Origin of the sequence: Pseudomonas sp. MYb118, from assembly GCF_040947875.1 — a bacterium.
GTDB lineage: Bacteria > Pseudomonadota > Gammaproteobacteria > Pseudomonadales > Pseudomonadaceae > Aquipseudomonas.
Window position 1 is genome coordinate 137,689 of sequence record NZ_JBFRXN010000003.1, and the last position, 18,629, is coordinate 156,317.

Here is an 18,629-nt window from a genome sequence, read left to right on the forward strand (position 1 = left end):
TCTCGCAAATCAGGCCGCAGCGCGCAGGGGACGGGCCAGCGCCACGCCGTCGGCATCGAATAAATGGCAGTGCTGCGCATCCAGGTGCAGGTTCAGGGTTTCGCCGTAGCAGCTGGCCAGGTCACCGCGCACGCGCAGGGTCAGTGCTTCGCCGGAGGCGGTGCGCACGTGGCAGAAGGTGTCGCTGCCCAGGCGTTCGCTGACGTCGGCGGTGACCTGCAAGGTGCAGTCGCCGGGTTTGGCCAGTTCCAGGTGTTCGGGGCGAATCCCCAAGGTCACTGCGCTGCCAGGGCTCAGATGGACAGCGCCCAGCGGCAGGCTGATGCGGGTGCCGGCGTCCAGCGCCACTTCACAGCTCTGGCTGTCGACGCGGGTGAGCTTGCCCTTGAGGAAACCCATCTTCGGCGTACCGAGGAAGCCGGCGACGAACAGGTTGGCCGGGTGGTGATAGAGGTCCAGGGGCGAGCCGACCTGCTCGATCTTGCCGCCATTGAGCACCACCACCTTGTCGGCCATGGTCATGGCTTCTACCTGGTCGTGGGTCACGTAGATCATGGTCGCTTGCAGGTCCTTGTGCAGGCGCAGCAGCTCCAGGCGCATCTGCACGCGCAGGGCGGCGTCGAGGTTGGAGAGCGGTTCGTCGAACAGGAAGATCTTCGGGTTGCGCACGATGGCCCGGCCGATCGCCACGCGCTGGCGCTGACCGCCCGACAGTTGCTTGGGCTTGCGCTCGAGCATCGGCCCCAGTTCGAGGATGCGCGCGGCCTCGGCGACCTTCTTCTCGACCTCGGCCTTGGACACGCCGGCCAGGTCCAGGGCGAACGACATGTTCTTGCGCACGCTCATGTGCGGGTACAGGGCGTAGGTCTGGAACACCATGGCCAGGTCGCGCTTGGCCGGGCTGACTTCGGTGATGTCGCGGCCATCGAGTTCGATGGTGCCGCCGCTGACTTCTTCCAGGCCGGCGATCAGGCGCAGCAGGGTGGACTTGCCACAGCCCGAGGGGCCGACGAAGACCACGAATTCCTTGTCGTTCACTTCAAGGTCGATGCCCTTGATGATGGAGAAGCCTTCGAAGCCTTTTTGCAGGTTCTTGATTTTCAGGTTGGCCATGGTAGTGGGCCTCCACTTTTTATTCGGTTGTGCCTGGCAGGCTTGTCATGTGTGCATTCATCCCTTGTGGGAGCGAGCCTGCTCGCGATAGCGGTGGGTCAAACGCAGCCATGTTGGCGGGTGCACCGCATCGCGAGCAGGCTCGCTCCCACAGGGGTTTTCCATAAGGGATTGAAATTGGGGTTGATTTATTTCACTGCACCAAAAGACAACCCACGCACCAACTGCTTCTGGCTGATCCAGCCAAAGATCAGGATCGGTGCGCAGGCCAGGGTCGAGACAGCGGACAACTTGGCCCAGAACAAGCCTTCGGGGCTTGAGTAGGAGGCGATCAGGGCGGTCAGCGGCGCGGCTTTCGAGGAGGTCAGGTTCAGCGACCAGAACGCCTCGTTCCAGCAAAGGATCAGCGACAGCAGCACGGTGGACGCCAGGCCGCCCTTGGCGATGGGCAGCAGCACCCGGAGCATTTCCTGGGCCAGGGTCGCGCCGTCCAGCCGGGCGGCTTCGAGGATGTCCTTGGGGATGTCCTTGAAGTAGGTGTACACCATCCACACCACGATCGGCAGGTTGATCAGCGTGTAGATCACGATCAGCGCCAGCCGTGTATCGAGCAGGCCGAACTGCTTGGCCAACAGGTAGATCGGCATCAGCACGCCCACCGGCGGCAGCATCTTGGTGGAGAGCATCCACAGCAGCGTGCGCTTGGTGTTGCGCGTCTCGTAAAACGCCATGGAGTAGGCCGCCGGCACCGCGATCAGCAGGCACAGGGCGGTGGCGCTGAAGGAAATCACCACCGAGTTCCAGGCGAAGCTGAAGTAATCGCTGCGCTCGTTGATGTGCAGGTAGTTTTCCAGCGTCGGCGTGAAGATGAACTGCGGCGGCGTGGCGAACGCGTCGATTTCGGTCTTGAAGCTGGTCAGCACCATCCAGAAGATCGGGAAGAAGATCAGGATCGCGATGGCCCAGGCCAGGGTGCCCAGCAGCAGGCTTTGCAGGCGACGGGATTGTTGAAGGGGCATGGCGCGGGCCTCAGGCTTTGTCTGTCAGGTTTTTGCCGATCATGCGCACCAGCACGATGGCCGCGATGTTGGCGATCACCACGGCGATCAAGCCGCCCGCCGAGGCCATGCCGACGTCGAACTGCACCAGCGCCTGGTTGTAGATCAGGTAGGCGAGGTTGGTCGAGGCATAGCCGGGGCCGCCGTTGGTGGTGGTGAAGATTTCGGCGAACACCGAGAGCAGGAAGATCGTCTCGATCATCACCACCACCGCAATCGGCCGGGCCAGGTGCGGCAGGGTCAGGTGCCAGAAAATCGCGATGGGACCGGCACCGTCCAGGCGCGCGGCTTCTTTCTGTTCCTGGTCGAGCGACTGCATGGCGGTCATCAGGATCAGGATCGCGAAGGGCAGCCATTGCCACGAGACAATGATGATGATCGACAGCAGCGGGTAGTGCGCCAGCCAGTCCACGGGCTGGGCGCCGAACAGCTTCCAGACGTAGGCGAGGATCCCCGACACCGGATGGAAAATCAGGTTCTTCCAGATCAGCGCGCCCACCGTGGGCATGATGAAGAACGGCGAGATCAGCATCACCCGCACGATGCCACGGCCGAGAAAGTCGCTGGCTTCGAGCAGGGCGCTGATCAACACCCCCAACACTACGCTGATCAGCAGCACGCTGCCCACCAGCAACAGGGTGTTGGTGGCGCCGGGCATGAACCCCGAGTCGGTCAGGAAGTAGGTGAAGTTCTCAAGCCCGACGAATTCGTTTTCGCCGGGGTAGAGCAGGTTGTAGCGGATCATCGAGAAGTACAGGGTCATGCCCAGCGGCACGATCATCCACAGCAGCAACAACGCCACCGAGGGGCTGACCAGAAACCAGCCGGGGTTGGCCAGCCGGTTCTTGCGCACCGGCTGGGGGATGTCCATGTGGGCTTTGGCGGTTGAGGTGTTCATGGCAGTCACAATTCCTGGCATCGACGCAGGTCACTGTAGGAGCGAGCTTGCTCGCGATGCGGTGTGTCAGGTTCATCAATGTTGGCAGACACATCGCCATCGCGAGCAAGCTCGCTCCTACAGGGGGCGGGGGTTCTTACTTGGGATAACGCGCCCGCTTCATCTCGCGTTCGGTGGTTTGCTGGGCGGCGGCCAGGGCCTGGTCGACCGTGCTCTGGCCGATCAGCGCTGCCGAGAACAGCTTGCCGACCTGGGTGCCCACCGCCTGGAATTCGGGGATGGTCACCAGCTGGATGCCGATGTACGGCACCGGGCGGGCGCCGGGTTGGGCTGGGTTGGCCGCCTTGAGCGATTCGAGCGTGACCTTGGCGAAGGGCGCTGCGTTCATGTACTCCTCGCTGTAGGTCGAGGCGCGGGTGCCTGGTGGGACGTTGGCGATGCCGTCGGTTTTCGCCACCAGCGCGCCGTACTCCTTGGAGGTGGCCCAGGCGCTGAAGGTTTTCGCTGCGTCCTTGGCCTTGGAGCTGGTGGGGATCGCCAGCGCCCAGGAGTACAACCAGGCCGAGCCTTTGTCGGTGGTTTCGTGCGGTGCGTAGGTGAAGCCGACGTGGTCGCTGACCTTGCTCTGGGTCTTGTCGGTGACGAACGAGCCGGCGACGCTGGCGTCGACCCAGATCGCGCACTTGCCGCTGTTGAACAGCGCGAGGTTCTCGTTGAAACCGTTGCTGGACGCGCCCGGCGGGCCGGATTTTTTCATGGTGTCGACGTAGAAGTTCAGCGCGTTCTTCCACTCGGGGCCGTTGAATTCCGGCTGCCATTTTTCATCGAACCAGCGCGCGCCGTAGGCATTGGCCACGGTAGTGATCAGCGCCATGTTCTCGCCCCAGCCGGCCTTGCCGCGCAGGCAGATACCGTATTGCTCCTTGTCCTTGTTGGTGAGCTTTTCGGCGAATTCGGCGATCTGGGTCCAGGTGGGGCGCTCGGGCATGGTCAGGCCGGCGTCCTTGAACAGGTCGGTGCGGTAGTAGGTGATCGAGCTTTCGGCGTAGAACGGCAGGGCGTACAGCGAGCCCTTGACCGACAGGCCTTCGCGCACCGAAGGGAACACGTCGTCGAGTGCGTAACTGGCCGGCAGGTCCTTCATCGGCTCCAGCCAACCCTTGGCTCCCCACAGTGCGGCTTCGTACATGCCGATGGTCAACACGTCGAACTGTCCGCCCTGGGTGGCGATGTCGGTAGTCAGGCGCTGGCGCAGGACGTTCTCTTCGAGCACCACCCAGTTGAGCTTGATGTCCGGGTGCTCGGCCTCGAAAGTCTTCGAGAGCTTTTGCATGCGGATCATGTCGCTGTTGTTGACGGTGGCGATGGTCAGGGTCTGGGCGCCAAGGCTGACGCTGCTGAGGGTCATGCAGGTGAGGGCTAGCAGAGCTTTTACCGAAGGTTGCATCGTGCACTCCTTTTCTGCGCCCGGCGGGCAGCAGAAGGACAGTTATTGTTTTTGTGTCTTCCATCGGTGGAAGAGGTGGGCTGATTACAGCCTTCAATTGATGATGAGACAAATCATTCATCGCACTTGGACTGATACTTTTTTGCACTGGGGTTTTGTCGGGGAGGTGCGGGGGAGAGGGGTGTGGGCTTGCAGGGGTATTGAATCTGTACAGGTTTCAACCCTGTAGAAACCTTCCATTGTGGGAGCGAGCCTGCTCGCGATGCGGTGGATCAGCCAGCATGTAAGTGTCTGACACATCGCATCGCGAGCAGGCTCGCTCCCACAGGGGGAGGGGGCACATTCACAGGGAGAGATCAGCCCAGATTCTGCTCAGTCAACCGCTGCACCACCAGCCGCCGGTAGTGCGAAGGGGTCATGCCCTTGAGTTGCTGAAAGCGCCGGTTGAAGTTGGAAATGTTGTTGAAGCCCGACTCGAAACACACATCCGTCACCGGCTTGTCACCGTCGGCCAGCAGTTCGCAGGACTTGCTGATGCGCAGCCGGTTGACGAACTCGATGAAGCAGCGCCCGGTGGCCTGCTTGAATACGCGGCTGAAGTAGGTCGGCTTCATGCCCAGGTGCTCGGCCACTTCTTCCAGCGGCAGTTCGCGGGCGTAGTGGGCGAAGATGTAGTCCACGGCGCGGTTGGTGCGGTCGACGTTGTGCTCGTCGGCCAGTTGCGGACTGGTCGCGCCGGACAGCAACTGGTAGTCGTCGGAGCTGGCGAGCAGCTCCAGCAGAATGAAAAAGTGCCCCAGGCGCGTCACGCCCTGGGTGTCGGCGATGCGCTGCATCAGGGTCATGGCCTGGCGGATCGTGCGTTTGCAGCGGAATTCGATACCGTACTGGGCGCGCTCCAGCAGGGGCGCCAGGGTCTTGAGTTCGGCGAACACCTGGTGGCCGCTCTCGAACAGCTCGTCGGTGAAGTTGACCAGCATGTCGCGCTTGGGCACCACTTCGTCCTCACCGACCTGGCTGATCCAGTTGTGGGGCAGGTTGGGGCCGGTGAGGAACAGGGTTTCCGGGTAGAAGTTGCCGATGTAGTCGCCGATGAACACCTTGCCGGAGCTGGCGACGATCAGGTGCAGCTCGTACTCCTTGTGGAAGTGCCAGCGCACCAGCGGACAGGGGAAACCGTGCTGGCGATAGATGATGGACAGGCCGTTATGGTCGTCCATCAGCTCGTATGGAAGGGTCGGTCACGCGGGCTGTTCGGGTCATGTCGGGACGCTTTTTTTGTTATCGCGCCTCGATCATGCCTCGTTCCCGCCGTTGAATGCCAGCGCGATGTGTGGGGTGCGTTGCGCCTGTTATTTATCAATCAGTCGGCGCGCATTGCGAAAGTTGGCCTCACTGCAATACTTGACCAGATTGGACTCTTCAATAAAGTCGACATTGATGATGTTGCAGTTGTACACCCAGTCTTTTTTTGCTGGGTCGAACCAGCGGTTCAAGTATTCCTTGATGTCCACGGGCCCGCCGATATTGCTGTAACTTGTCGCGGACAGCGACCAGGGTGAATAAGAGGAGGGCGGAGAGTTCATGACTTGGGTGATATGAGCTTGCACTTCTTCGGCGCTGGCATCGGTAATGCCACTCCACTCATGTTTGATTCGCACCATGAACCGGTTCTGGTCCAGTTGCGGGTGCTGGAAGGCGGCCACCCAGACCCGTTGAACCCGGCTCTGTTGTTTCAGTTCGCCCAGACTCAAGTATTGGTTGCGCACCGGAATCATCTGGTCGCCCAGGTGCGTGAGCATGAAACGGTTGAACTCCTTGTAGTCGAAGGGCTGCTTCAAATCGTGGAAATCCAGGACGATGAACTCGTCGGGGTTCTCCTGGAGAAAGCGCCGCACCTGCATGACCAGGTTTTCCAGCGAGCGGGAAGAGCGGTAGCCGTTGTGCTGGAACCAGAAGGTGCCGACGCCGCGGGAGTCGCGTTCGTATTCGATCCGCGCATCCAGCACGCGTGCGCCGTTTTGCAGTTGCTCGTAAAAGGAGTTGTTCTGGCAGGCGACCCAATGTGCAATGCCCGGAGCGCTGTAAGTGGCTTTTTTATCGACGCCCGAATTATGCGCGCCCGGTAGAACCAATTGACTCAGGGTCAATAAGTCGATGCCCGCGGTGGTGGACATCCAGCGGTTGTTATTCATTTGAATTTCCCTATTAACTTAAGACACACTTCCTGTAGGAGCGAGCTTGCTCGCGATAGCGGTATGTCATCCAACATTGATGTTGACTGATACGCCGCTATCGCGAGCAAGCTCGCTCCTACAAGGGTGGGTGTAAGTTATAGGTGGGCAAGTTGCAAGCCAAGTTCAGGCTTGCTACAGGAAGTATCTCGCCAGCAACTTACAAGTTGCGATTCTTCGCTTCGATCCACTGCGCCATGTATTGAGTACTTTTATGTTGGTGATGACGCAACATGCTGCCGGTAAAGTTGTCCCGGCGAAGTTGTGCCAGGTTGCGCCGGCAGTCCAGCAGTCTTTCGATCAGGGCCGGGCCGTGGACGGCCTGTCGATACCGCTCGCTCAACAGCGCCTGCCCTTGCGCCTGGGCGTCCAGCCATCGGGCTTCATCGTTGTACAGGCGCACGGCCTGGTCGGCGAACGCCTGCGCCGTGCAGGTCACCGCACCGGGCCAGCCGCTTGCGCCTTGCATGCCTTCGGCGCCGATGGGCGTGGTGACGTTGGGCGTGCCGCAGAGCATGGCGTCGATGATCTTGCCCTTGATGCCCGCACCGAACCGTAGCGGCGCCAGCAGCACTCGCGCCGCCGTCATCACTTGCAAGGCATCTTCTGCCCAGTTCATGACGTGGAAGCCCTGGGCCGCATTGTGCAGCGCCGTCGCCTTGGGCGGCGTGTAGGCCCCGTAAATGTGCAGTTGCGCGCCCGGCAGTTGCTGACGAATCAACGGCCAGACGGTGGACTTGAGCCAGAGCACCGCGTCCCAGTTGGGCGCGTGGCGGAAGTTGCCGATGCTGAGAAAGTGCGCACGTGAGGCGAAGGGCGCGGCTGGCACGCTGGGCGGTTCGACCATCAACGGGCACTCGTGCAGCAGGCTGCGCGGCACCTTGAACTGTTCGACCAGCAACTCGATTTCCACGTCGGAAATCATCAGGTTCAAGTCGCAGCGGTACAGCGCCGCGATCTCGCGCTTGGCCAGGTCGGTTTCGGCCATCAGCTCGAACTCTTCGCGCAGGGCAGGCGCAAACAGTTCGCTGAAGTCGTTGTCGTCGTCACTGGCGTTCAGGCGATCCTTGAGCCGTTGATGCCGGGCATGGCGCAGGCTTTGCAAATCCTGGGTGGCCAGCACGCGCAGGGCGTCGGGGCAGTGTTTCTCGACGCGCCAGCCGAACTGCTCTTCCATCATGAATTGCTCGAACAGCACGATGTCCGGGGCCAGTTCGCGCACGAACACGTCGAAGCTTTCGTTGTTCAGCTCGATCGGCACTTCGCGGATGCCCAGCGCCGTCAGGTCTTCCTGGTGTTCGCCGGCGCCGGCCGGGCTGCTGAACGTCACCTCCCAGCCCTGTTGCAGGAAGGTGTTCAGCAGTTGCATCACGTAGCCACCGGCCGCCGAAGACTTGGGTTCCGGCCAGACGTAACCGATGACCAGGATTCTGCTGGCGGGGGGCTGATTCATGCGGGCATTCCTTGAAGCGGGGGGGCAGGGGTGAAAAACGCAGCGGTATTAAACCACGGCCGGGGCGATTCCCGGCCGTGTGCGGGCAAGGCTCATGCCTGGTTGAGGATGCCCTTGACCTTGTCGCGCAGCTGGTCGATGGAGAACGGCTTGCCGATCACGTACATGTCGGCGGGCACCTCGATGCTCTCGGCATAGCCGCTGGCAAACAGCACCGGCAGCGTCGGCCGCGCCTGGCGTGCCCGGCTGGCCAGTTCACGGCCGTCCATCACCGGCAGCCCGAAGTCGGTCATCATCAGGTGAATGACCTGGTTGCTGTCGTTGAGGTGCGCCAGGGCCTGTTCGCCGCCGTCGGCCTCCAATACCTTGAACTCCAGCTCTTCCAGGACATCTACGATCAGCATGCGCACGATGTCGTCGTCTTCTACGACCAGGATGGTGGATTGTTCGGCAGACATAATGGGGCTCTCAGAAGTGGGTTTTGCAGGTGCCGGTCGATCAAAAACGCCGGTCTCTTGCATGAGTAAGTGACGAAGCCCGACAAGTTCCCAGTTGCACTGGAAAAAGAATAGCTGCACACAGGAAGGCAAGGATAACGCGCTGCGCCTCGCGGGAGCAGTGGAATGTAGGATTTTGCACACATTGACGTCAGAAAAATGGATCCATGTGGCGAATTTCGGGCAAACTCCCTGCCATCCCTTACTTTATTCCCAATAGACGACAAGGCCCGCCCATGACCACAGCGTCTTCGGTTGATGAACAACGCTTTCGTAAACTGCTGAGCCGCAACATCAGCCTGCCCCTGGGCGTCGGCGCACTCAGCGCGGTGTTCTTCGTCGCGCTGATCTCCTATCTGCTGTCGGTGATCCAGTGGGTCGAGCACACCGACCGGGTGATCAATAACGCCAATGAAGCGGTGAAACTCACCGTTGACCAGGAAACCGGCATGCGCGGTTTCCTGCTCGGGGGCGACGAGAAGTTTCTCGAACCTTACGAAATGGCCAAGCCGAAGCTGGCGGTGACCATCAACACCCTGCTGGAATTGACTGCAGACAACCCGGTGCAAACCGACCGTTTGCACCAGATCCAGGCGTTGCAGAATGAATGGGGGGCGTATGCCCAGACCATGATCGACCTGCAGCGCTCCTCGGGCGATTATCGCGGTGCGGTGAAGGCCGGTCGTGGCAAGCGCTTGACCGACGAGGTGCGCAAACAGTTCGACGATGTCGTGGCCACCGAACAGCAATTGCGCGCCTCGCGCAATGCCGATGTACGCAGCACGACGATCTGGAGCATCACCCTTTACCTGCTGTTCATCGGTGCGATCAGCGCCTTGCTGGCCTACATCGGTCGCCGGGACCTGGTCGGCCTGTCGCAGAACTACGCCGCCAACCTTGCTGCCCAGGAAGCCAGCGCTCAACGCCTGGCGAAGCAGGCCTGGTTGCGCACCGGGCAGACTGAATTGGCCGGGCAAGTATTGGGGCAACTGTCGCTCAACCTGCTGGGCCGCAACATCCTGCAATTCTGCGCGCAGTACCTGGGCAGTGCGGTGGCCGCCATTTATGTACGCGAAGAGCACGGCGGCCTCAAGCGTGTCGCCACCTACGGCTTTTCCCGCGAGCAGGAAGCCCTGGACCAACACATCTACAGCGACGAAGGCATTGTCGGCCAGGTGGCACAGCAAGCGCGCCTGATTCGCCTGGACGCGGTGCCCGCCGATTATTTCAAAGTCAGCTCGGGTCTCGGCGAAGGCTTGCCGCAGAGCGTGCTGGTAGTGCCGACCAGCGACGACGAGCGGGTCAACGGCGTGATCGAACTGGGCTTTTTGCGCCCGTTGGATGACCGCGACGTCGAGTTGCTGGAGCTGATTGCCGGCAACATCGGCACCTCCATCGAGGCCGCCCGGTATCGCCAGCGCTTGCAGGAAGTGCTCGCCGAAACCCAGCAGCTCAACGAAGAGTTGCAGGTGCAGCAGGAAGAGCTCAAGACCGCCAACGAGGAGCTGGAAGAGCAGTCGCGGATTCTCAAGGAGTCCCAGGCGCACCTGGAAACCCAGCAGGTGGAGCTGGAGCAGACCAACGAACAGCTGGCCGAGCAGGCGCAGACCCTGGCCGACCAGCGCGACGCCATGGACCTGAAGAACACCGAGCTCAACCAGGCGCAGGCGCAGCTGGAAGAGCGCGCCGAGGAGTTGCAGCGTTCGAGCAAGTACAAGTCGGAATTCCTCGCCAACATGTCCCACGAGCTGCGCACGCCGCTCAACAGTTCGTTGATCCTGGCCAAGCTGCTGGCGGAAAACCCCCAGGAAAACCTCAGTGAGGAACAGGTCAAGTTCGCCGAGTCGATCTACTCGGCCGGTAATGACTTGCTCAACCTGATCAACGACATTCTCGACATTTCCAAGGTGGAAGCCGGCAAGTTGGAAATGCGCCCGGAGAACACCAGCGTGGCGCGCCTGCTGGATGGCCTGCGCGGGATGTTCCTGCCGCTGGCGGCGGACAAACAACTGGAGTTCGCCATCGACGTACAACCGGGTTCGCCGACGATGATCTTCACCGACCGTCAGCGCCTGGAGCAGGTGATCAAGAACCTGCTGTCCAACGCCGTGAAGTTCACCGAGCGCGGTGCGGTCAGCCTGACCGTGGCCAGCCAGCCCAACGACGGCATTGCCTTCATCGTTCGCGACTCCGGTATCGGCATTGCCGCCGATCAGCAGGAGAGCATTTTCGAGGCGTTCCGCCAGGCGGACGGCACCACCAACCGGCGTTACGGCGGCACAGGCCTGGGCCTGTCGATTTCCCGAGACCTGGCGGCGTTGCTCGGCGGCACCATCAGTGTCACCAGCGAGCCGGGGCAGGGCAGCGTGTTCACCCTGGTGCTGCCGCAGCAGTACGTTGAATCGGCACCGGTGCGGGTTGCACCGGTGCCGGTTGCGCCGGCCGCCAGCCTGGCCATCGCCCCGGCTGCCGCGCTGGAGCCGTTGATTGCCCCGGTCGACATTCCTCGGTTCGAAGACGACCGTGGCAGGGCGCCGTTCAAGACCCGCAGCATTCTGGTGGTGGAAGACGAGCCGAACTTCGCGCACATCCTCTACGACCTGGCCCACGAACTGGATTATCAGTGCCTGGTGGCCCATGGCGCCGATGAGGGTTACGAGCTGGCCAAGGACTACGTGCCCGACGCGATCCTGCTCGACATGCGCCTGCCGGACCATTCCGGCCTGACGGTGTTGCAACGCCTGAAGGAAAACGCCGAGACCCGGCACATTCCGGTGCACGTGATTTCGGTCGAAGACCGGGTCGAAGCCGCCATGCACATGGGCGCCATTGGCTACGCGGTCAAGCCGACCACCCGCGAAGAGCTCAAGGACGTGTTCGGCCGCCTCGAAGCCAAGCTGACGCAGAAGGTCAAGCGCGTGCTGCTGGTGGAAGACGACGACTTGCAGCGCGACAGCATTGCCCGGCTGATCGGCGACGACGACATCGAGATCACCGCCGTGGGCCTGGCCCAGGACGCGCTGGAGCTGCTGCGCACGACGATCTACGACTGCATGGTCATCGACCTGAAGCTGCCGGACATGCTCGGCAACGACCTGCTCAAGCGCATGTCCACCGAGGAAATCTGCTCGTTCCCGCCGGTCATCGTCTACACCGGGCGCAACCTGACCCGTGACGAAGAGGCCGAGCTGCGCAAGTATTCGCGCTCGATCATCATCAAGGGCGCGCGCTCCCCGGAACGCCTGCTCGATGAGGTCACACTCTTTCTGCACAAAGTCGAATCCAAGTTGTCCCATGAACGGCAGACGATGCTCAAGACCGCGCGCAGTCGCGACAAGGTCTTCGAGGGCCGCAAGGTGCTGCTGGTGGACGACGATGTGCGCAACATCTTCGCCCTCACCAGCGCGCTGGAGCAGAAGGGTGCCGTGGTGGTCATTGGCCGCAACGGTCGTGAAGCAATCGAGAAACTCGACGAAGTCGAGGACATCGACCTGGTGTTGATGGACGTGATGATGCCGGAGATGGACGGGTACGAGGCCACCAGCCTGATCCGCCAGGACCCGCGCTGGCGCAAGCTGCCGATCATCGCCGTGACGGCCAAGGCCATGAAGGACGATCAGGAGCGCTGCCTGCAGGCCGGCGCCAACGATTACCTGGCCAAGCCCATTGACCTGGATCGCCTGTTCTCGTTGATTCGTGTGTGGTTACCGAAGATGGAAAGGATTTAGTGGAAGCGACGTATCCAGAAAAGCACAGCAGTGAGATCGAACTGCGGCTGTTGATCGAGGCGATCTACCTCAAGTACAGCTATGACTTTCGTGATTACTCCGGGGCGTCGATCAAGCGTCGCGTCCTGCATGCGTTGAGTCAGTTCGAGTGCGCGACCATCTCGGCGCTGCAAGAGAAGGTGCTGCACGACCCCACGGCGTTCATGCAGTTGCTGCAATTGCTGACGATCCCGGTCAGCGAGATGTTTCGCGACCCTTCGCACTTCCTGGCGATCCGCCGGGAGGTGGTGCCGCTGCTCAGGACCTACCCCTCGATCAAGATCTGGATCGCCGGGTGCAGCACCGGGGAAGAGGTGTATTCGATGGCCATCCTGCTGCGCGAGGAAGGCCTGCTCGAGCGCACCATCATCTACGCCACCGACATCAACCCGCGTTCGCTGGAGAAGGCCAAGCAGGGGATCTTTTCCATGGAAAACGTCCGCGCCTACACTCATAACTACCAGCAGGCCGGTGGCCAGCGCTCGTTCGCCGATTACTACACCGCCGCCTATGGCTACGCGATTTTCGACAAGAGCCTGTGCGAAAACGTGACCTTCGCCGACCACAGCCTGGCGACCGACAGCGTGTTTTCCGAAACTCAGTTGATTTCGTGTCGTAACGTGTTGATTTACTTTAATAAAAAACTGCAGGATCGTGCGTTCGGGCTGTTTCACGAATCGCTGTGTCATCGCGGTTTCCTGGTGCTGGGCAGCAAGGAAACCCCGGACTTTTCCAGCTTCGGCAACCAGTTCGAACCCTTGGTCAAACAAGAACGGATCTACCGTAAATCATGAACAGTGCAGCCGAACTTCCTCGGGTAAAGGCCATCGTGATCGGTGCCTCAGCGGGCGGTGTGGAGGCCTTGCTGGGCATCCTCGGGCCGTTGCGTGAAGGCTTTGCGCTGCCGATCATCGTGGTGCTGCACTTGCCGGACGAGCGTCGCAGCCAGTTGGCCGAGGTGTTCGCCCGGCGTGTGCCGATGCGCGTCGAGGAAGCCGGCGACAAGACCCCGGTCGAGGCCGGCACGCTGTATTTCGCCGCACCGGGTTATCACCTGTCGGTGGAACATGACCACAGTTTTTCCCTGAGCCTGGAGGACCGCGTGCATTATTCGCGACCGGCCATCGACTTTCTGTTCGAATCGGCGGCCGATGCCTACGGCCCGGCCCTGGCGGCGGTGCTGCTGACCGGCGCCAACCGCGATGGCGCGCATGGCCTGGCGCAGGTCAAGCGGCATGGGGGGCTGACCATCGTGCAGGACCCGGCCGATGCGCAGGTCGCAACCATGCCTCTGGCGGCGCTGGACACCCATCAGCCTGACCATGTCCTCCCCATCCACGGCATTGGCCGTCTGCTTGCCGAGCTGGAACGAATCGCATGCTAAGTAACATCCAAGCCAAACTGCTGATCGTCGACGATCTGCCGGAAAACCTGTTGGCGCTCGAAGCGCTGATCAAGCGTGAGGATCGTCAGGTCTTCAAGGCGTTGTCGGCCGACGAGGCCTTGTCGCTGCTGCTGCAACATGAATTCGCCATGGCCATCCTCGACGTGCAGATGCCCGGCATGAACGGTTTCGAGCTGGCCGAATTGATGCGTGGCACCGAGAAAACCAAGCACATCCCGATCGTGTTCGTCAGCGCCGCCGGCCGCGAACTGAACTACGCGTTCAAGGGCTACGAAAGTGGCGCCGTGGACTTCCTGCACAAGCCGCTGGACATCCATGCGGTCAAGAGCAAGGTCAATGTGTTCGTCGAGCTGTACCGCCAGAGCAAGGCCATGCAGCAGCAGGTCGAGGCGCTGGAACGCAGTCGCCGCGAGCAGGAAGCGCTGCTCAAGCAGTTGCAGAGCACCCAGCTGGAATTGCAGCAGGCGGTGCGCATGCGTGATGACTTCATGTCGATCGTCGCCCATGAGGTGCGCACGCCGCTCAATGGCCTGATTCTGGAGACGCAGCTGCGCAAGATGCACTTGGCCCGGGATAACGCCTCGGCGTTCACCCTGGACAAGATGCATGCGATGGTCGATCGCGACGAACGGCAGATCAAGAGCCTGATTCGCCTGATCGAAGACATGCTCGATGTGTCGCGCATTCGCACCGGCAAGTTGTCGATCCGCCCGACACTGTTCGATTTGTCGGAGCTGGTTCGCACCTTGTTACAGAATTTCGCTGCACAGATCGACGCCGCCGAGTGCACGGTTTCCCTGGACGCGGCGCAACCGGTGCTGGGCAATTGGGACGAATTTCGCATTGAGCAGGTGATTTCCAACCTGCTGACCAACGCATTGCGCTACGGTGCCAGAAGCCCGATCAGTGTGAAGGTGTACAGTGTGGGGCAGCAGGCACGGGTGGAAGTGCGCGATTTCGGGATCGGTATTGGCGAGGAGAACCAGAAGCGCATTTTCCAGCAGTTCGAACGGGTGACGGCCAAACACGCGGTCGCCGGGCTGGGCCTGGGGTTGTTTATTTCAGAACAGATCGTGACCGCCCATGGCGGCACCATCACCGTCGAGAGCCGGATTGGCGAAGGCGCCCTGTTTCGCGTTTGTCTGCCGCTGTAGGAAAACAGCCGGACGCACGCAACCTCTGATCGACCCCACGGTCGTATCAGCAGCTATTGACCGAACAAAGGCTTCCCATGAGTGAAGATGCACAAGACGTCGTACTGATCGTCGAAGATGACCCCTCGATTCTGATGGTGCTGTCGGCCTATCTATCGGGGGAGGGTTATCGGGTGCTGCAGGCCGAAAACGGCGAGCAGGCCTTCGCGATCCTGGCGAGCAAGCCACACCTGGACATGATGATCACCGATTTCCGCCTGCCGGGCGGGATCTCCGGCGTGCAGATCGCCGAACCCGCAGTCAAGCTGCGACCGGAGCTGAAGGTGATCTTCATCAGCGGCTACCCACAGGAAATCCGCGAGACCGACAGCCCGATCACGCGCAAGGCGCCGATCCTGGCCAAACCGTTCGACCTGGATGTGTTGCAGGAATTGATGCAGGACATGTTGGAGTAGGGATTTACCTGTGGGAGCGAGCCTGCTCGCGATAATTTTTGCGCACGATGATGGCTGCCTGATGCCCCGCGGTGTTTTCCAAACCATCGCGAGCAGGCTCGCTCCCACAGAGGGCGCGTGTTGCTTTTGATCTTCTGTGGGAGCGAGCCTGCTCGCGATATTCGTCCTACCTGTTATTTCTGTCAGTTGACGGCTGCGGCGCCAAGGCCATAAATGGTCCGATGTATTCGGCTGGCTGGGCCGTGCCATGCATCGACACACACCGACTGTCGTCGTCCTCGATCCGCGTGGCGCTCTTGTCCGCGAGGTGGCCTATCACCGGCGTTCGGCTCAGGACGCCATCGAGCCGCGCATTCATCAGCATGTCCATGATGCCCTGGGCCACCTGGTGCAAAGTCGTGACCCCCGGTTTTTTGCCCGCTATGAGCGTGGCGTCTCGCCACTCGCCAACCAGGCCACGGTCTTCAGTCTGACATCCGGCGTGCTGCTTTCGGACAACGTGGACGCTGGCTGGCGATTGCATCTGGCCGGGGCGGCGGGCCAGGATCTGGAAAACTGGGATCCGACATTCAATCATCTGCGCACCACCTACGATGCATTGATGCGTCCGGTCAGCGAGTTCGAATCGACCTCCGGCGCGCAGCGACGCACGGCGTGTTTCACCTACGCCGCTGCTGATGCCCAAGCCGCCCGATACAATGGTTGCGGTCAACTGGTCCGCACCGACGACGGCGCCGGCAGCGTCTACATGAGGGCGTTCAGCCTGCTTGGCCAGTGCCTTGAGCATGGCCGGCGCTTTCTTGATGATCCGCAACCGCCCGACTGGCCCGACGATGAAGCCGAACGTGATGCGCTGCTGGAGCCGCAATCGGCACTGACCCGCCTGCGCCATAACGCGGTGGGCGAATCGACCGGTCACGTCGATGCCATGGGCAATCAGTACAGGCAACGCCAGACGGTGGGCGGAGCGTTGTCCGGGGCAAGCATCCAGTTGCCGGGCAGTGACGAAGAGCTCGTGCTGGTCAGTGACATTCACTACAGCATTTTTGGCGAAATAGCGCAGCAAACGGCCGGGAACGGTGTGATCACTCGCGCCACGTTCGAGCCCGAGACCGGCTGGCTGCAGACCCTGCACGCGCAGATCCCGGGTGAGGCGCCGCTGCAAAGCCTGGTGTATGCCTACGACCCGCTGGGCAATCCGCTGCGCATCAGTGATGAAGCCCAGCCGATCCGCTTTTTTCGCCAGCAGCGTGTCGCCGCCATCCAACTCTACCAATACGATACGCTCGGCCAACTGATCGAAGCCACGGGACGACAGCGGGCCAATGTGGCCTATGGGCCGCAGTTGCCGGCCTTTGTCTCGCCGCCGGATGCCAGCCAGTTGGAGCCGTATCGCCAGACGTTTGCCTACGATCCCGGCGGTAATCTGTTGACCCTGAATCACCACGCCGCCAGCGGTGACCGTACCGAGCGTACGGCGGTGGCAACGGCGAGTAACCGTAGCCTGCCGTGGGGCGAGGCGGGGCAGGCCCCGGGGGACGATGAGGTCGAGGCCGCTTATGACCCCAGTGGCAATCTGCGCGCTCTTCAGCGCGGCCAGGTGCTGCAATGGGACGCCCATCATCGCTTGCGCCAGGTTACCCAGGTGGCCCGGCGTGCGGCGGCCGACGACATGGAGCTGTATGCCTACGACAGCGACGGTCAGCGTGTCCGGAAAATCCGCACGGCAGCCGCCGCAAGCGTCAATCGACGCCAGGAAACCCGTTACTTGCCGGCGCTGGAAGTCCGCTCCAGCGCGGATGAAGTCTTGCAGGTCATCAGCCTCCAGGCCGGACGCTGCGCTGTACAGGTCTTGCATTGGGCTACCGGGCGGCCGACGGGCATTGCCCAGGATCAGCTGCGTTTCAGCCTGGCTGACCATCTGGGCTCCGGGACGCTGGAACTCGACCGGCACGGCGCGTTGATCAGCCACGAATTGCATTTCGCCTATGGGGGGACGGCTTGGTGGGCGGGCCGGGACAGCGTCGAGGCCGGTTACAAGACGCGCCGTTATTCAGGCAGGGAACGCGATGCGACCGGCCTTTACTACTACGGCGAGCGCTACTACATGCCCTGGCGGCAACGCTGGTTGAGCGCGGACCCCGGCGGGGTGGTGGATGGGTTGAACCTGTATCGAATGTTGGGGGGCAATCCGATCGGGTATGTGGATGTGGAGGGGTTGGCGAAGGTTCGCTTTCAAGAGGCCAGGGTACAAGCCTCCGGTCTTGTTCGGGGTGTGGTTGCGGCGACTGCCGGCTATGGTGCGAAGCAGCTGGCGCGAATGGCCTTGCAAGGTGTTTTGGGGCAAACGGTAAGGCTTCCTCTGGCGTTGATGACGGGGGCGGCAGCGGGTGTTGTCGGGGGCAGGACGGCCGCCCGTGTGCTGGGTAGTCGTGGCCAATCGGGCGCGTTGGCAACACTGGGAGCTGTGGGCGTCGGTATTGTGAGTGCCAGCGTGGGCGCCGTCGTCGGGCTCAATACACCCGACCCCATCGGTGCCCTGCAAGGTGCAGCGAAAAACTGGGGCACTGGTGTCATGGGCAGTCTGGTTTCGGAAATAGGTCCTTCGCGCTCCAATGAAATCGACTCGGGACGGTCGCTGGCGGTCAACACCGTTGCCAATCTGAGTGGGAATGTGGCCAAGGGTATGGTGTCGGCTCTGGTGGCGAATCAGGTTCATCCCATCGTGCGCACTTTTGTGGGCGGGACCGTTAAAAACCTGGTGGCTGGCTCGATTCGCAAGGCAGGCAAGGTTCCCTCCCGGCTCAACCTGGGCAAAGGTATTCCACTGCGGCGGCCGACCCGCAAAGATGTCACGGATGCGGGAGCAACGCTGCTTCAACAGGCTACATCAAGCACGCTGTACAAGTTGGCCAATGCAGAGGTCGACCGAGGATTGACGTTCGTCATGGGGCCCAGGAGCGGTTCGGTCGTTGAGGATGGCCTTTATCGGATCAAACTCGCCAATGAGCTGGGGGCTGTCGGTAAATACTTCCTGAAAAATCGACAGACCGGCGTTGTTGCGCCTTCCCCGGTGATACATGTCTGATCTGCGCAGTCATGAGGTTGACTGCCTGATGGCCTGCGGTGTTCTTGAGGCCTTTGGTTG

At 61.5% G+C, this 18,629-nt stretch carries 13 protein-coding genes and 1 pseudogene; 6 read left to right on the top strand and 8 right to left on the bottom strand.

The features are described from left to right. Positions 1–9 precede the first annotated feature (9 nt). The 8 genes and pseudogenes from ABVN20_RS22055 to ABVN20_RS22090 all read right to left on the bottom strand — a co-directional run bounded on the left by ABVN20_RS22055 (position 10) and on the right by ABVN20_RS22090 (position 8,661). Positions 10–1,113, bottom strand: coding sequence for an ABC transporter ATP-binding protein (locus ABVN20_RS22055; protein WP_368557870.1), 1,104 nt, complete (start codon positions 1,111–1,113; stop codon positions 10–12). Positions 1,114–1,301: 188 nt separating this feature from the next. Then, positions 1,302–2,132: a carbohydrate ABC transporter permease gene (locus tag ABVN20_RS22060; protein ID WP_368557871.1), complete on the bottom strand. Its 831-nt coding sequence runs from the start codon at positions 2,130–2,132 to the stop codon at positions 1,302–1,304. Between the two features lie 10 nt (positions 2,133–2,142). After that, entirely contained in the window at positions 2,143–3,042 is a 900-nt protein-coding gene (locus ABVN20_RS22065; protein ID WP_368558695.1) for a carbohydrate ABC transporter permease, read from the bottom strand. A 163-nt stretch (positions 3,043–3,205) separates the two neighbouring features. Then, positions 3,206–4,516, bottom strand: a complete 1,311-nt coding sequence (locus tag ABVN20_RS22070; RefSeq protein ID WP_368557872.1) for a sugar ABC transporter substrate-binding protein — start codon at positions 4,514–4,516, stop codon at positions 3,206–3,208. Positions 4,517–4,872: 356 nt separating this feature from the next. Then, positions 4,873–5,779 (bottom strand): annotated as a pseudogene (locus tag ABVN20_RS22075) (helix-turn-helix domain-containing protein). A gap of 89 nt (positions 5,780–5,868) precedes the next feature. Beyond that, positions 5,869–6,711 (bottom strand): phospholipase, encoded by an 843-nt coding sequence (locus ABVN20_RS22080; protein WP_368557873.1) that lies wholly within the window; start codon positions 6,709–6,711, stop codon positions 5,869–5,871. Between the two features lie 199 nt (positions 6,712–6,910). Beyond that, positions 6,911–8,203, bottom strand: a complete 1,293-nt coding sequence (locus tag ABVN20_RS22085; RefSeq protein ID WP_368557874.1) for a glycosyltransferase — start codon at positions 8,201–8,203, stop codon at positions 6,911–6,913. 92 nt (positions 8,204–8,295) lie between these two features. Then, complete coding sequence (locus ABVN20_RS22090) at positions 8,296–8,661, bottom strand: response regulator (RefSeq protein ID WP_368557875.1); 366 nt, start codon at positions 8,659–8,661, stop codon at positions 8,296–8,298. A gap of 275 nt (positions 8,662–8,936) precedes the next feature. Between ABVN20_RS22090 and ABVN20_RS22095 the strand changes: the two genes are divergently transcribed. From ABVN20_RS22095 to ABVN20_RS22120, 6 genes are all read left to right on the top strand, one after another. Beyond that, positions 8,937–12,428 carry a response regulator gene (locus ABVN20_RS22095; protein WP_368557876.1) on the top strand — a complete coding sequence of 1,164 codons (3,492 nt, stop codon included), beginning with the start codon at positions 8,937–8,939 and terminating at the stop codon, positions 12,426–12,428. Continuing rightward, complete coding sequence (locus tag ABVN20_RS22100) at positions 12,428–13,261, top strand: protein-glutamate O-methyltransferase CheR (RefSeq protein ID WP_368557877.1); 834 nt, start codon at positions 12,428–12,430, stop codon at positions 13,259–13,261. The genes ABVN20_RS22095 and ABVN20_RS22100 overlap by 1 nt, the downstream gene beginning before the upstream one ends. Continuing rightward, the gene (locus tag ABVN20_RS22105) at positions 13,258–13,851 is read left to right on the top strand and encodes a chemotaxis protein CheB (protein ID WP_368557878.1); all 594 of its coding nucleotides are present in this window, start codon (positions 13,258–13,260) and stop codon (positions 13,849–13,851) included. Before ABVN20_RS22100 ends, ABVN20_RS22105 begins: the two co-directional genes overlap by 4 nt. Next, positions 13,845–15,026 (top strand): ATP-binding protein, encoded by a 1,182-nt coding sequence (locus ABVN20_RS22110; RefSeq protein ID WP_368557879.1) that lies wholly within the window; start codon positions 13,845–13,847, stop codon positions 15,024–15,026. The genes ABVN20_RS22105 and ABVN20_RS22110 overlap by 7 nt, the downstream gene beginning before the upstream one ends. A 77-nt stretch (positions 15,027–15,103) precedes the next feature. Further along, the gene (locus ABVN20_RS22115) at positions 15,104–15,481 is read left to right on the top strand and encodes a response regulator (RefSeq protein ID WP_368557880.1); all 378 of its coding nucleotides are present in this window, start codon (positions 15,104–15,106) and stop codon (positions 15,479–15,481) included. Positions 15,482–15,728: 247 nt separating this feature from the next. Continuing rightward, positions 15,729–18,569 (top strand): RHS repeat-associated core domain-containing protein, encoded by a 2,841-nt coding sequence (locus tag ABVN20_RS22120; protein ID WP_368557881.1) that lies wholly within the window; start codon positions 15,729–15,731, stop codon positions 18,567–18,569. Positions 18,570–18,629 lie beyond the last annotated feature (60 nt).

Coding starts and splice junctions, on each gene's coding strand:
- ABVN20_RS22055 (WP_368557870.1), bottom strand. CDS start 1,113: ATGGCCAACCTGAAAATCAAGAACCTGCAAAAAGGCTTCGAAGGCTTC.
- ABVN20_RS22060 (WP_368557871.1), bottom strand. CDS start 2,132: ATGCCCCTTCAACAATCCCGTCGCCTGCAAAGCCTGCTGCTGGGCACC.
- ABVN20_RS22065 (WP_368558695.1), bottom strand. CDS start 3,042: ATGGACATCCCCCAGCCGGTGCGCAAGAACCGGCTGGCCAACCCCGGC.
- ABVN20_RS22070 (WP_368557872.1), bottom strand. CDS start 4,516: ATGCAACCTTCGGTAAAAGCTCTGCTAGCCCTCACCTGCATGACCCTC.
- ABVN20_RS22080 (WP_368557873.1), bottom strand. CDS start 6,711: ATGAATAACAACCGCTGGATGTCCACCACCGCGGGCATCGACTTATTG.
- ABVN20_RS22085 (WP_368557874.1), bottom strand. CDS start 8,203: ATGAATCAGCCCCCCGCCAGCAGAATCCTGGTCATCGGTTACGTCTGG.
- ABVN20_RS22090 (WP_368557875.1), bottom strand. CDS start 8,661: ATGTCTGCCGAACAATCCACCATCCTGGTCGTAGAAGACGACGACATC.
- ABVN20_RS22095 (WP_368557876.1), top strand. CDS start 8,937: ATGACCACAGCGTCTTCGGTTGATGAACAACGCTTTCGTAAACTGCTG.
- ABVN20_RS22105 (WP_368557878.1), top strand. CDS start 13,258: ATGAACAGTGCAGCCGAACTTCCTCGGGTAAAGGCCATCGTGATCGGT.
- ABVN20_RS22110 (WP_368557879.1), top strand. CDS start 13,845: ATGCTAAGTAACATCCAAGCCAAACTGCTGATCGTCGACGATCTGCCG.
- ABVN20_RS22115 (WP_368557880.1), top strand. CDS start 15,104: ATGAGTGAAGATGCACAAGACGTCGTACTGATCGTCGAAGATGACCCC.
- ABVN20_RS22120 (WP_368557881.1), top strand. CDS start 15,729: ATGCATCGACACACACCGACTGTCGTCGTCCTCGATCCGCGTGGCGCT.